Source organism: Desulfosarcina widdelii (genome assembly GCF_009688965.1).
In the GTDB taxonomy this organism is placed as follows: Bacteria; Desulfobacterota; Desulfobacteria; order Desulfobacterales; family Desulfosarcinaceae; genus Desulfosarcina; species Desulfosarcina widdelii.
In genome coordinates this window covers 5,341,934-5,354,559 of sequence record NZ_AP021875.1, presented here as the reverse complement: position 1 = coordinate 5,354,559, position 12,626 = coordinate 5,341,934, and the positions used below count along the sequence as shown (strand labels likewise).

The following is a 12,626-nucleotide window of genomic DNA, read 5'->3' as shown; positions in this document are numbered from 1 at the left end:
TCCATGAAAATCCGCTCTCCGTGGTGGCTGGTCGCTTTATCCTTTCTGGCGGTATCCGCTGTTGCATCGGCTGGGAAAATGCCAGCCATTGGCGACCGGTTGGTTGACCTGCGCCTGCCCACGCCCGAATCGGCTGAAACGCGTGAATACCTCGGCTTACCCCCCGGCGAAGCTTTTTCGGCAACCGCCATTGCCGGAAAAATACTGGTCATTGAAATTTTCAGCATGTACTGCCCCCATTGCCAGCGGGAGGCGCCGGCCGTCAATCGGCTCTATCAGGCCATTCAGGATTCCGAGCCCTTGCGGGACCGGGTCAAGATGATCGGCATCGGCGTCGGCAACTCCACATTTGAAATCAACCATTTTCGCAAACACTATTCGATTTTGTTCCCACTGTTCCCCGATGAAGATTTTACCGTCCACAAGGCCATCGGCGAAGTTCGCACTCCGTTTTTCATCGTCGCCGCCCTGGGTCCCAACGACAACGGTCGCATCCTATGGACAGGATCCGGCAGCATGGGATCGCTGGAAACCTTCATGGCCCGTCTGAACGACCTGGCCAGGGACAGTGCCCCATGAAAGGCCACAGACGATGTCTGGTTTTGGCCATTGCCGCGGCCCTGATATCGGTCATGGTTCTGTGTGGCCCCTGTCTGGGCGCGAACCCGGCCATGGAGGGCATGCTGTACGACCCCGGTCACCTGAAACCGGTGGACAGCGAACTGACCGTCAAGATCGGTGACCCGGCGCCCGTTTTTTCCCTGCCGTCCCTTAAAAATGGAACCGTCTCCATCAAGGATTACCTGGGGCGCCGCAACGTAATTCTCTCTTTCGTACCGGCGGCCTGGACGCCGGTCTGCTCCGACCAATGGCCCGGTTACAACATTGCCAGAGACCTGTTCGAACAGTACGATGCCATCGTGCTGGGCATCACGGTGGACAACCTGCCCACACTGTTCGCCTGGACCCGCCAGATGGGAGATCTCTGGTTCCCCGTGCTGTCCGATTTCTGGCCCCATGGAGAGACGGCCCGGAGGTACGGCGTGCTTCGCACCGACGGAACCGCGGAGCGGGCCTTGTTCATCATCGACAAAGCGGGAATTATTCGGTTCATCCTGGTTTCCGACATCAACCGACGCCCCGATCTGGGGGCTATCGTGGAAGCACTCAAGACGATCCATTCCACTGGAGCCAAGTAGATTCCCGGACTGCCGTTAGGGAAAAACTGTTTTACCTCCGATGTCTTGCGAGACATCTTTGTATCACATAAAATGTGAGACCCTTTCAGACACTCAGGTTTTCGGATTTCGCGGCGAGACGTGCGGAAATGCAGGGTTTGCGATCCAACCGGAAAAACAGTTCGGCATAGGAGAATGCAGGTGCTCTTTGGCCGAACAGGAAAAATTAAATTATTTTTTCAAGTTGTTATACCACTTTATATCTGACCGCTGGATATTGGCATACATCTTGATTTAGCTATTGGCATTTCAGCCGGTTCGTAACCCAACGGCCGGTATCGGATCTCTTCGGGGAATGTCAATTCGTGAAACCGTGTGACCACAATCTCGAGAAGGCCATTTTGCTGGCCGAACGCATGATTCAGCTTGCCGATAAAGGCGACGACGAGCGCGAAGACACCGGTTGCGGTATCTTGTACGGCATGCTTCGCGACTCCGGTTATAAAATCAAGCAGATTGCCGAAGCGGAAAAGCTCAAGCATATCGCCAAAGGTTGGTGGGACAACCACTGCTGAGAAAAAGCAGTGCAATCGTATTGGAAAACACAAACCTTATTAAAACCGTTCAAAGGAGGAATTCAAGTGGCAAGTATCAAGGGAACGCAGACGGAAAAGAACATTTTGACGGCATTCAGCGGAGAATCCCAGGCGCGGAACCGCTACACCTACTTTTCCAAGCAAGCCAAAAAAGAGGGCTTCGTTCAGATCGCGGACATTTTCGAAGAGACCGCCAACCAGGAGAAGGAGCACGCCAAGCGGCTGTTCAAGCTGCTGGAAGGGGGCGAAGTGGAAATCACCGGCGCTTTTCCGGCCGGAGTGATCGGCACCACCACGGAGAATCTGGCAGAGGCGGCCGGCGGCGAGAATTACGAATGGACCACCATGTATCCGGGGTTCGCCAAGATCGCCCGGGAGGAGGGATTCGATCACATCGCTTACATCTTCGAGGCTATCGCCGTAGCCGAGAAGCAGCACGAGAAGCGCTACCTGGACCTGAAGGCCAACATCGAGGCCAGTCGGGTGTTCAAGCGCGATGAAAGCGTGACCTGGCGCTGCCGCAACTGCGGGTACCTGCACGAAGGCACCGAGGCGCCCGAGGTATGCCCGGCCTGCGCCCATCCCCAGGCCCATTTCGAACTGCTGGGCGAGAACTGGTAGCCAAAGAGGGACAAAGGCGTTCTTTTTTTAGCAACAAAAACGAAAAAGGAGAAAAAAATGGCGGAAAGGTATGAAGTTTATAAATGCGATGTTTGCGGAAATATCGTTGAAGTCCTGAATGGCGGTGCCGGAGAATTGGTGTGCTGTGGGCAGCCGATGAAGAAACTGACCGAAAACACGGTCGATGCAGCCAAGGAAAAACACGTACCGGTTATCGAGAAAATCGACGGCGGATACAAGGTCAAGGTTGGCGGCGTGCCCCATCCCATGGAAGAAAAGCATTACATTCAGTGGATCGAACTGATCGCCGACGGCAAATCGTATTTTCAGTTTCTCGAACCGGGGCAGACACCCGAGGCGGTTTTCATGACCGATGCGGCATCGGTCTCCGCTAGGGAGTACTGCAATCTGCATGGCTTGTGGAAAGCATAGAAGCACGCTTTAAGCACGTCAGAAGAGGCGGTTGGTCGCCTGCCGACCGCCTACCATCACTTTCAGTCCGGGCAACCGGCCCGGACTGCATGTGACCCGTGTCCGCCAACTTCTCCTCGTTGGCGGCCACCGGCCACATGACCAACAACCACCAAGGAGGTTCCCCATGGCGAACTGGAAATGCGGCAATTGCGGCTATGAACTGGTGGCGGACCAGCCACCGGAAAAATGCCCTTCCTGTAAGGAAAAATGCGAATTTCTGGACAACACCTGTTACACCCCCGATTGTGAATATGAGGGCAAAGACCCGCGCATAAAATAAGAGAAAAGGAAAAGAAAATGGCAAAAGCACTCATCGTGTATGCGACACGCACCGGTGAAACCGAAAAAATCGCCAATCTCATTGCCGAGGGCATTCGATTCTCCGGCCATGAAGCGGAAGTCAAGAAGGTTACCGATGTGAAAAAGGAGGACGACCTGAAGGGGTTCGATGCCGTGGTACTGGGCTCTCCAACATATCACGGCGAGATGGTTCAAGGCATGAAGACGCTGCTTTTCATGGCCGAGAAAGCCGAGTTGAACGGCAAGGTCGGAGGCGCATTCGGCGCATTCGGCTGGAGCGGCGAGGCCCCGGACCGGATTTTCGATACCATGAAGAACATCTACCAGATGAACATGGTCACTGCGCCATTGAGGCTCAAAGCAGCCGGTCTGGGCGGCGGCATGAAAATGGCGCAAGATTACGGTCGTGAAATTGCTGAGAAGTTTGCTTGATCGGTGCCTGTTCGAAAATTGAAATCCCCATATCTTTCCAACGTCAATGAATTGAATACAAAAGGAGGCTAACATGTCAACTCCCCAACACTGCCCCGGCTATGAGAATTTCAAGAACCTGAAATCCTTTACCTGCAAATGTCCCGAATGCGGTGAGAGCAAAGAGATTTTCTCCGACGAATTCGACAAGACCCACACCTGCGCAAAATGCGGCAAGGAGATCGATTTCAATACCTGTACATATGAGGCGGGCGTCTGAATCGGCAACGGATTGCGTCTGCCGGCGTTTGTTCGACCCGATCTCCGAACCCCTTTAAATCACGGGATGCGACGTTTTGAGGATACCGGCGATTACCGGATAGGTGCGGGATAAATCGGCAGACCTTTGCGCATGAACGCTTTTGACGGCAGCCCGCTTGAGGATGGGCGGGCTGTACGTGCCTGTTCAAGGAGGATTTTGTATGGACGTTGTCATGTTATCCAGGCTCCAATTTGCCGCCGCTACCATGTTTCACTTCCTGTTCGTCCCCCTTACTTTGGGGTTGTCGGTAATGGTTGCATACATGGAGACCCGTTATGTGAAAACCAATGACGAAACTTATCTGCGCATGACGAAGTTCTGGGGGAAATTGTTTCTGATTAACTTTGCCCTGGGCGTGGTCACCGGCATCACCCTGGAATTTCAGTTCGGTACCAACTGGTCCCGCTATTCGGCCTATGTCGGCGACATTTTCGGATCGCTGCTGGCCATCGAGGCCTCCCTGGCCTTTTTCCTTGAATCGACCTTTATCGGCATCTGGATCTTCGGCTGGAAAAAACTGTCCAAGAAGGCCCACGCCACGGTGATGTGGCTGGTCGCCGCGGCCGGCAACGTCTCGGCGATCTGGATTCTTCTGGCCAATGGCTGGATGCAGCATCCTGTTGGCTACACCATCCGGGACGGCCGTGCGGAACTGACCGACTTTCTGGCCGTGGTGACCAATAAATTCGGTTTGCTCGAGATCGTCCATACCATTCCCTCGGCCTTTATCCTCAGCGCATTTTTCATCATGGGCATCAGTGCCTGGCACCTTTTGAAAAAGCAGCACATCGAATTTTTCACCCGCTCCTTCAACATCGGCCTCGTTGTGGGATTGATCGCATCCATCGTGGTCGTCATCACCGGCGACCTGCACGCCGTGCATGTGACCGAGACCCAGCCGTCCAAACTGGCCGCCATGGAATCCCATTGGGAAACCCAGTCCCAGGCCCCCATTGTCCTTTTTGCCATTCCGGACGAAGCCAATGAACGCAACAGGATCGAAATCGGCAGCATACCCGGCGTATTGAGTTTTCTCGGGCATCACGATTTCAATGCAACGGTAACCGGCCTGAAGGACATCCCCAAAGACGAACGTCCGCCGGTGCTGTTGACCTTCGTCTCCTTCCGTACCATGGTCGCTTTGGGAACCCTTTTCCCACTGCTCACCATCGTTGGTTTCGTCCTCAGAAAACGATTGGTTGAATCCCGCTGGTATCTCTGGATCATGCTGTTTGCCATACCTTTGCCCTACATTGCCAATGAAATGGGATGGGTACTGGCCGAAGTCGGCCGCCAGCCGTGGATCGTTTACGGCCTGCTCAAGACCGCCGAAGCCGCTTCGCCGGTCGCCGCATCGCAAGTCATGACCACTCTGGCCGGATTTATCCTGGTTTATGGCCTGCTCGGAATTGCCGGGTTCTACCTGATTGCCAATTTTGCCAGAAAAGGCCCTCAACCGGCAGCCGATGACGCCTGATATCGTTTTATTCGATGACAACCATTGACATAACACGGGAGTTATAAATGCTATTACAATCCGCATGGTTTTTTCTCTGGGGTCTTCTCTGGGCAGTCTTTTTCATGACCGACGGTTTCGACCTGGGAATCGGCACCTTGTACCCGTTCCTGGGCAAATCGGAGCGTGACAAGCACATGATGATCCACGCCATGGGACCGCTGTGGGACGGAAACGAGGTCTGGCTCGTCACCGCCGGAGGCGTCACCTTTGCCGCTTTTCCATTGGTTTACGCGGTGATGTTCTCCTCCCTTTACTCGGCGCTGATGCTGATCCTCTTCGCTTTGATCCTGCGCGGCGTCTCCTTCGAATTTCGAAACAAAGTGGACAACCCCGCCTGGAAAAAGGTGTGGGACATCTGCATTTTCGTGGGCAGTTTTCTGCCGGCTCTGCTGTTCGGCGTGGCCTTTGCCAACATTTTCCAGGGGATCCCCATCGATGGAGAAGGCGTTTACCAGGGAACCCTGCTGACCCTGCTCAATCCTTACGGCTTGCTGGGCGGCGTTCTGTTTCTCTGTCTTTTCCTGGTCCACGGCGCTCTCTGGCTGGCCATCCGCGCCGACGGAGACCTGTCCGAAAGGGCCGGCAGCCTGGCCGGGAAATTGTGGCCCGTGCTCACCGGCGTAGCCGTCGTTTTTCTGGTGGCGACCTACATCTTCACGCCGCTGTACAACAACTACCTGGCCACTCCGGCATTGTTCCTGGTGCCTCTGATCGCCGTTTCCGCCCTTGTGGGCATCAGGTACTTCCTCATGAAAAAAGCCTTTTTCATCGCCTGGGCCGCCTCCGCCGCCACCATCGTTGCCTGCACCTTTTTCGGCGTCATCGGGTTGTTTCCCAACCTGTTTCCCTCCAGCCTGGATTCAGAATACAGCCTGACGGCGTATAATGCTTCGTCCAGCCCCTTGACACTGAAGATCATGCTCATCGTGGTGCTGCTCTTCATTCCGGTCGTGCTGGCCTACCAGGTCTGGGCGTATAAACTTTTCAGCGTCAAGGTGACCGACGGCGATTTGGCCCACGAGGAAATGTATTGACGTTTTCCGTCGGCCCCACTGCAGGAGCCGGCGGATACTCTGAGATGGCATGTTCACGGTTCGAATTCATAAAAGGGAGCAATCCATGAAACGCAGTGCCCTCATCGCATCCATTGCCTGTGCCCTGCTGTTTGTCCTGGCCCTGCCGGCGGCAACGCTCGCCGCCAAACAGGGTGCCGATAACATTACGATCTTCGGCGGAAGCCGGGGCAAGGTCCCCTTTCCCCACGCCCATCACCAGGCGAGGCTCAAGGACTGCAACATCTGCCATAGCGTCTTTCCCCAGGAAGTCGATGCCATGCGCAAAATGAAGGAAAAAGGGACGCTCAAGTCCAAGCAGGTAATGAACCTGCAGTGCATCAAATGCCACAAGGCGGACAAAAAGGCCGGCAAGCCCCATGGTCCGGTAACCTGCAGCACCTGCCACGTAAGGTAACCATGTTTGTACTGGGACTTCAGGGCAGCCCGCGCAAGGGAGGCAATACCGACACCTTTCTCTCGGCGTTCCTGGACAGGGCCGCCGGGGCGGGGGCGGCGGTAAAAAACATACAGGCGGCAAAAGCCGGAATCGTACCGTGCCGTGGCTGCGGCTACTGTGAAAAAAAGGGCACCTGCGTCATTACCGACGACCCCATGGCCATGGAAATTTACGGCTTGATCCGACGGGCGGACCTTGTGGTCGCCGCCAGTCCGGTCTATTTCTATGGCATCTCGGCGCAGCTTAAAGTTCTCATCGATCGCTGCCAGACGCTCTGGTCCCGAAAATATGTCCTCAAAGTCAAGGATCCACTGGCATCGGAACGCAAGGGGCTGCTTTTCAGTGTGGCCGCCTCCCGGGGCCGTCAGCTGTTCGACGGCATCCATCTGACAGCCAAATACTTTTTCGATGCCATCGACGCCCGAATGGAGCATGCGATCACCTACCGGGGCATCGAAGCCAAGGGAGCCATCCGCAAGCGAGAAAATTGGACGGCGGACATCGAAACGGCCATCGAAAAAACAGTCATTCCGCTGGTCGAACGCACCAGAATTCTTTTCGTTTCACCCCGCGGGGCCTGTCGCGCCCCCATGGCTGCGGCCATGGCCCAACAGCGTTTTTCCGATCACATTCGCACCGATTTTGCGGGGATGGAGAAAACCGCCGCCCTGGATGAAGCGATGGTTCGATGCGTTCAGGAAACGGGGTTGGACCTTGGGTATCGCCGGCCACAATCCCCGGAAGAGGCCTTCTTCGGTCTTGCGCCCGACCTCGTGGTGGTGATCGGCGACGGTCCCGAAGAAGATCCGCACCCCGATGTCGAAAACCTGCACTGGTCCTTGCCGGCACCGCTGCCAAACGACGACCAAAGTATCAAAGCGCTTCATTTGCAGATTCACGCAAACCTCGATCAACTGACGAAACGAATTCGATGACTTTAAACCAAGGAGAAAAAAATGGCTGAGCCCCATGAAATGTATCAGTGTCAGACGGTCAACTGCGGGTATATTTACAATCCGGACAAGGGAGATCGCAAAGGCAAGATCCCAAAGGGGACGTCTTTCGAAGATCTGCCCGACGATTGGAAATGCCCCATCTGCGGTGCCGGCAAAAAGTTGTTCAAACCCTTGGGGTAGATGGTTTCACAAGCCAGAAAGATAATTTCGGTTAGACAGCCCCGCCCCTTCATGGTAGGGTTGGTTATTCCCTTTATTAACGCATATCATCACGGAGGTAACAATGGACAAGTATGTTTGTACGCTCTGCGGCTACGTTTACGATCCCGAAGCGGGCGATCCCGATAATGGCGTTGCACCCGGCACCAAATGGGAAGATGTCCCCGAGGATTGGGAATGCCCGGTTTGCGGTGCGAGCAAAGACGACTTCGAAAAAGAAGAGTAACATTCACAAACCAAGCGAAACAATCGAATTTCCGGATGCCCTTTTTTCGCTGTATGGGAAAAGGGCATTTCGATTAAGGACAAGTGCACAACCGTCATAGGAAGAAGGACATGAAACCGACAAAAATTGCAGAAGGAATCTACGATGTCGGCGTATTCGACTGGAACATCAGGGATTTTCACGGATATTCCACGGACAAGGGAACCAGTTACAACGCCTTTCTGATCATCGACGAAAAGGTCGCTCTGATCGATACAGTGAAAGCACCTTTCGCCGACCAGCTGATCGACAACATCTCCCAGGTGATTGATCCCAAAAAGATCGATCTTGTGGTGAGCAACCACACCGAAATGGATCATTCCGGGGCGCTTCCGCGCATCATGCACAGGATCGGTGAGGGAAAACCGCTTTATTGTTCAAAAATGGGGGCCAAAAACCTGGCCAGCCATTTTCCCAACGCCTGGGACTACCGTCCTGTAAAGGACGGAGAAGAACTCTCTTTGGGAAAGCGGACCCTGACCTTTATCGAAACCCGCATGATTCATTGGCCGGACAGCATGTTCTCCTACCTGAAAGAGGATCGAATCCTTTTTTCGAGCGACGGGTTCGGCCAGCATTATGCGGGGTTTGAGAAATTCGACGATCAGGCCGGCCCGGAACTTATGGTCCAGGCCAAAAAATATTACGCCAACATCCTTTTGCTGTATGCGCCGCGCATCCTGAAACTACTGGAAAAAGTTGTGAATGCCGGAATCCAGATCGATATGATCTGTCCCGACCACGGCATGATCTGGCGCAAGGATCCCGCCAAGATCATCGATGCCTATTTTAAATGGAGCCGGCAGGAAACGGATAAAAAGGCCATCGTGGTCTATGACACCATGTGGAAAAGCACCGAGACCATGGCCAACGCCGTAGCCGAGGGCATCTCGTCCACCGGCGTCAAGGCCAAGCCCATTCATATCCGCAGTTCCCACCGCAGCGATATCATGACCGATACCCTCGATGCGGCGGCTGTGGTGGTGGGCTCTCCTACCCTTAACAATCAGATGTTTCCCACGGTGGCCGACGTGCTCACCTACATGAAGGGACTCAAGCCGGCAAACAAGATCGGCGGTGCCTTCGGCTCCTACGGCTGGAGCGGTGAGGCGGTGAAACTGGTGGCCGCGGAACTGGAAGCCATGAAATTCGCCATGGTCGAAGGCGGCCCCCGATTGCAGTATGTCCCTGAAAAGGCCGGCATCGAGGATTGCGTGGCCTACGGTAAAAAAATCGGCGAAGCCGTGATCGAGAAGGAATAGACCCGATGAAGGTACCCGTTGTCGATATCGGCGCCTGCACGCTCTGCATGGGCTGTGTGGAAGTCTGCCCCGAGGTGTTTCAGCAGAACGACGCCGGCTTCATCGAGGTCATCGAATTGGAAGCCTATCCCGAAACGGAAGTCAACGAAGCAATCAAATACTGCCCGGAAGATTGCATCGATTGGGAAGAGAGGGACACATGAAAAAAATAGCGCTTTTCGTTTTCAACGGCGACCCGGTCTGTTTCATCCATGTTCTGCTCAATGGCCTGGATATGAAGGCCAAGGGCATGGAAGGCCGCATCATTGTGGAAGGGGCGGCCACAGCGCTGCTGCCCAAACTGGCCGAAACGACCAACCCCCTTCACAAGCTTTGGGAGAAAGCCAAGGCCGAAAAGATAGTCGATGGTGTCTGTAAGGGATGTGCCCATAAGATGGGAACGGTGGACGAGGCCGTTAAACAAAACCTGACCCTGCTTGATGACATGTCCGGCCATCCGTCCATGTCCGGCTACATCGAACAGGGGTTTGAGGTCATTTCCTTTTGATTCAGCCGGCTCATTAAACGCAGGGAGTGGCTTCCAGCCGCGATTATCCCATGGAGTCGATTCTGGAAGCCGCTTTTCACATCCGGTTTTTTCGCACATGAAAGTCCATGGATAAACCCGTCGTTCTTTTACAGAATAGGCGCGAGCATGGGAAATCGTGGACGCAAAGCAACGATCCGACAACTTTTGCTGGAGGAGAATTTCGAAACAACACTCGAAGTCCTCTTGCAGCTTCCCGGTCGTCAGGCCGTCAATCCGCTCTTCTCTTTTTTTTATTCGGGAGACGAGCGGCTGCGCTGGCGGGCCGTGGCGGCCATGGGCGTTGTGGTGAGCCATCTGGCCGACACTTCATTAGAGTCGGCGCGCGTAGTGATGCGCCGGCTCATGTGGAACCTGAACGACGAGTCCGGCGGAATCGGCTGGGGATCTCCGGAGGCCATGGGAGAAATTACCGCCCTTCACGACCGCCTGGCAAAAGAGTTTTCCGGCATCCTGATCTCCTATATCGATCCTAACGGCAATTTTCTCGAACACGAATTGCTGCAGCGCGGGTCCTTGTGGGGAGTGGGTCGCCTGGCCCATGCCCGGCCGCTGTTGGCCAAATCGGCGTGTTCCTTTTTACCGGCCTTCTATGAAGCCCCCGACCCTTACCTTCGAGGAACGGCCATCTGGGCCACCGGGCCCATTCTGGAAACGCGTGTCCGTTCGCTGATCGAACGTCGCCTTGCTGACAACGCACCGCTGCGCATTTTCCGGCAAATGAGGATGACGCCGACGACGGTGGCCGAACTGGCCGCAGAGGCATTGGCATTTCATCCCCGACAATCTGAAGCCGATCCGTAACCCCGGGTCCAACCGTGTCTCTAAATGAATGACCGCGAAATCGTCGCATCAGGAGAAACATCGAGGAGGAGGGAATGGCTAAAATCCCGGTTTCATCGCTATTGGCCGGCATTGTCTTTTGGATCGCCACGTTTCAGGTCGGCTGCAGCTCCGAAAATGCCTATCGGTACGATACCATCAAAACCGAATATGCCGATCTGGCCTGCAATCTGACTCCATCGCAGGCGGCAGATGCGTCCGGGACCTGTGCCGTCAACAGCAGCCTGACCCTTAAGGACGTATTGGACATCGCCAGGGCCAACAACCCCGATCTTCTCATGGCCCTTGCCCGCATCGAACGCGCCCGCGCTCTGTTGAATAAATCGGCGGCACCCTTTTACCCCCAGGTAAAGGTCTACACCGAATACATGCAGGGCGACGCCCCTTCGGCCTATCTGTTCAAGGCCATCGACCAGCGCAAACTGCCGCCGGATGCCAACTTCAACGATCCGGGATGGTTTGAGAATTTTGAAAGCGGCGTTTCCGCCGGCATCAACCTGTACAGCGGAGGCAAAGACCGACTCGGCCGGGAAATGGCCGAAACCGGGGTGACGATTTCTCAAATCGATCGGGACAGCATAGAGAACCAGGTTATGGCCGCGGCCATCGGTGCCTATTACGATATTCTCGCCGCAGCCAACTTCACCCGGGTAGCCCAAGAATCGGTGGAGACGACCCGCTCTCAGTTGCGCATCATGCAGGTCCGGTTTCAGTCGGGCGGCGCCTTGAAGACCGATCTTCTCTCTCTTGAGGTACGCATGGCCGAAACCGAGGAAATTCTCGTTCAGAGCCGTAACCGGGAGCGCCTGGCCAAGGCGGCCCTGGCGGAAATTCTGGGGGTCGAGCCCGAAGTGCCTTTCGGTATTGCCGACGCTGAGGAGTACGCCATCGATATCCCCGAGGATCCTTTCGCCGCTTTGGATTACGCCCTGGTTCACCGGCCCGAGCTGGACAGTGTTCGCCAGAAGCTGCGCCAGTCGAAAATGGCCGTGGATGCAGCCCGGGCCGGCTACCTGCCCCAACTGGATTTTATGACCCGCTATTACGTCGATGATCCCGAAATGCGCTACAGCAGCGAGCGGGATAACTGGACCGCGGGCCTTTACCTGAACTGGAACATTTTCGACGGATTCGCCACCCGAAGCGACCGTGCCGAAGCGCTCTCGCGCCTGCAGGAAGCCATGGCCGCCGACCGCAAGACTCTGCTGGCCGTCAAATTCGACGTTAAGAAGGCTTATATCAACCTCGAAGAAACCCGGCAGCGCCTGAATGTAGCCACGTCCAATGTCGAAACGGCCAAAGAGACGTACGCACTGGTCAAGCGTCAATATGAAGGGGGTTCGGCCGACATCACCCGCTACCTGGAAGCGGAGCTGGCTTACAGCCGGGCACGGATGCGCAAAACCACCGCCTATTTCGACCGTGAAAAAGCCCGGGCTCAGATCGCCCGGGCCATCGGTCAATGGACCGGCAGCCGTACCCGTTCACAGGGTTGAAATGTCCAATGTGCGAAAACTGCCTGATCAGTAAACGTTTACAGGGTGCCGCAGATGTGAGGCGCC

The 12,626-nt window shown here is 55.3% G+C and carries 19 protein-coding genes; all 19 read left to right on the top strand.

The genetic code is table 11. The features are described from left to right. Positions 1–3 precede the first annotated feature (3 nt). The 19 genes from GN111_RS24620 to GN111_RS24535 all read left to right on the top strand — a co-directional run bounded on the left by GN111_RS24620 (position 4) and on the right by GN111_RS24535 (position 12,560). Positions 4–579 carry a TlpA family protein disulfide reductase gene (locus GN111_RS24620; RefSeq protein WP_155306295.1) on the top strand — a complete coding sequence of 192 codons (576 nt, stop codon included), beginning with the start codon at positions 4–6 and terminating at the stop codon, positions 577–579. Beyond that, positions 576–1,199 carry a peroxiredoxin gene (locus GN111_RS24615; protein ID WP_231715550.1) on the top strand — a complete coding sequence of 208 codons (624 nt, stop codon included), beginning with the start codon at positions 576–578 and terminating at the stop codon, positions 1,197–1,199. The genes GN111_RS24620 and GN111_RS24615 overlap by 4 nt, the downstream gene beginning before the upstream one ends. Before the next feature lie 344 nt (positions 1,200–1,543). Further along, complete coding sequence (locus GN111_RS24610) at positions 1,544–1,753, top strand: hypothetical protein (protein WP_155306294.1); 210 nt, start codon at positions 1,544–1,546, stop codon at positions 1,751–1,753. A gap of 66 nt (positions 1,754–1,819) precedes the next feature. Continuing rightward, positions 1,820–2,395, top strand: a complete 576-nt coding sequence (gene rbr / locus GN111_RS24605; protein WP_155306293.1) for a rubrerythrin — start codon at positions 1,820–1,822, stop codon at positions 2,393–2,395. A gap of 57 nt (positions 2,396–2,452) precedes the next feature. Beyond that, the gene (locus tag GN111_RS24600) at positions 2,453–2,827 is read left to right on the top strand and encodes a desulfoferrodoxin (RefSeq protein WP_155306292.1); all 375 of its coding nucleotides are present in this window, start codon (positions 2,453–2,455) and stop codon (positions 2,825–2,827) included. Between the two features lie 166 nt (positions 2,828–2,993). Continuing rightward, on the top strand, positions 2,994–3,149 hold the full coding sequence (locus GN111_RS33420; protein ID WP_170302449.1) for a rubredoxin-like domain-containing protein: 156 nt from the start codon (positions 2,994–2,996) through the stop codon (positions 3,147–3,149). Between the two features lie 17 nt (positions 3,150–3,166). Further along, positions 3,167–3,601 (top strand): flavodoxin domain-containing protein, encoded by a 435-nt coding sequence (locus GN111_RS24595; RefSeq protein ID WP_155306291.1) that lies wholly within the window; start codon positions 3,167–3,169, stop codon positions 3,599–3,601. A 73-nt stretch (positions 3,602–3,674) separates the two neighbouring features. Beyond that, on the top strand, positions 3,675–3,860 hold the full coding sequence (locus GN111_RS24590; RefSeq protein ID WP_155306290.1) for a hypothetical protein: 186 nt from the start codon (positions 3,675–3,677) through the stop codon (positions 3,858–3,860). Between the two features lie 202 nt (positions 3,861–4,062). Beyond that, positions 4,063–5,379, top strand: a complete 1,317-nt coding sequence (locus tag GN111_RS24585) for a cytochrome ubiquinol oxidase subunit I (protein ID WP_155306289.1) — start codon at positions 4,063–4,065, stop codon at positions 5,377–5,379. Positions 5,380–5,426: 47 nt separating this feature from the next. Then, a complete protein-coding gene (gene cydB, locus GN111_RS24580) occupies positions 5,427–6,455 on the top strand; it encodes a cytochrome d ubiquinol oxidase subunit II (protein WP_155306288.1) in 1,029 nt (342 codons plus the stop codon). Between the two features lie 85 nt (positions 6,456–6,540). Beyond that, the gene (locus tag GN111_RS24575) at positions 6,541–6,891 is read left to right on the top strand and encodes a cytochrome c3 family protein (RefSeq protein ID WP_170302448.1); all 351 of its coding nucleotides are present in this window, start codon (positions 6,541–6,543) and stop codon (positions 6,889–6,891) included. Between the two features lie 2 nt (positions 6,892–6,893). Continuing rightward, positions 6,894–7,868 (top strand): flavodoxin family protein, encoded by a 975-nt coding sequence (locus tag GN111_RS24570; RefSeq protein ID WP_170302447.1) that lies wholly within the window; start codon positions 6,894–6,896, stop codon positions 7,866–7,868. A 21-nt stretch (positions 7,869–7,889) separates the two neighbouring features. After that, positions 7,890–8,069 carry a rubredoxin gene (locus GN111_RS24565; protein ID WP_155306285.1) on the top strand — a complete coding sequence of 60 codons (180 nt, stop codon included), beginning with the start codon at positions 7,890–7,892 and terminating at the stop codon, positions 8,067–8,069. 103 nt (positions 8,070–8,172) lie between these two features. Then, entirely contained in the window at positions 8,173–8,334 is a 162-nt protein-coding gene (gene rd, locus GN111_RS24560; protein ID WP_155306284.1) for a rubredoxin, read from the top strand. A gap of 110 nt (positions 8,335–8,444) precedes the next feature. Further along, on the top strand, positions 8,445–9,635 hold the full coding sequence (locus GN111_RS24555; RefSeq protein ID WP_155306283.1) for an FprA family A-type flavoprotein: 1,191 nt from the start codon (positions 8,445–8,447) through the stop codon (positions 9,633–9,635). Positions 9,636–9,640: 5 nt separating this feature from the next. Further along, positions 9,641–9,838, top strand: coding sequence for a ferredoxin (locus GN111_RS24550; RefSeq protein ID WP_155306282.1), 198 nt, complete (start codon positions 9,641–9,643; stop codon positions 9,836–9,838). After that, complete coding sequence (locus GN111_RS24545) at positions 9,835–10,182, top strand: DsrE family protein (RefSeq protein WP_155306281.1); 348 nt, start codon at positions 9,835–9,837, stop codon at positions 10,180–10,182. Before GN111_RS24550 ends, GN111_RS24545 begins: the two co-directional genes overlap by 4 nt. Positions 10,183–10,329: 147 nt before the next feature. Then, positions 10,330–11,025, top strand: coding sequence for a DVU0298 family protein (locus GN111_RS24540; protein ID WP_155306280.1), 696 nt, complete (start codon positions 10,330–10,332; stop codon positions 11,023–11,025). A gap of 74 nt (positions 11,026–11,099) precedes the next feature. After that, the gene (locus GN111_RS24535; RefSeq protein ID WP_155306279.1) at positions 11,100–12,560 is read left to right on the top strand and encodes a TolC family protein; all 1,461 of its coding nucleotides are present in this window, start codon (positions 11,100–11,102) and stop codon (positions 12,558–12,560) included. The last annotated feature ends 66 nt before the right edge of the window (positions 12,561–12,626 follow it).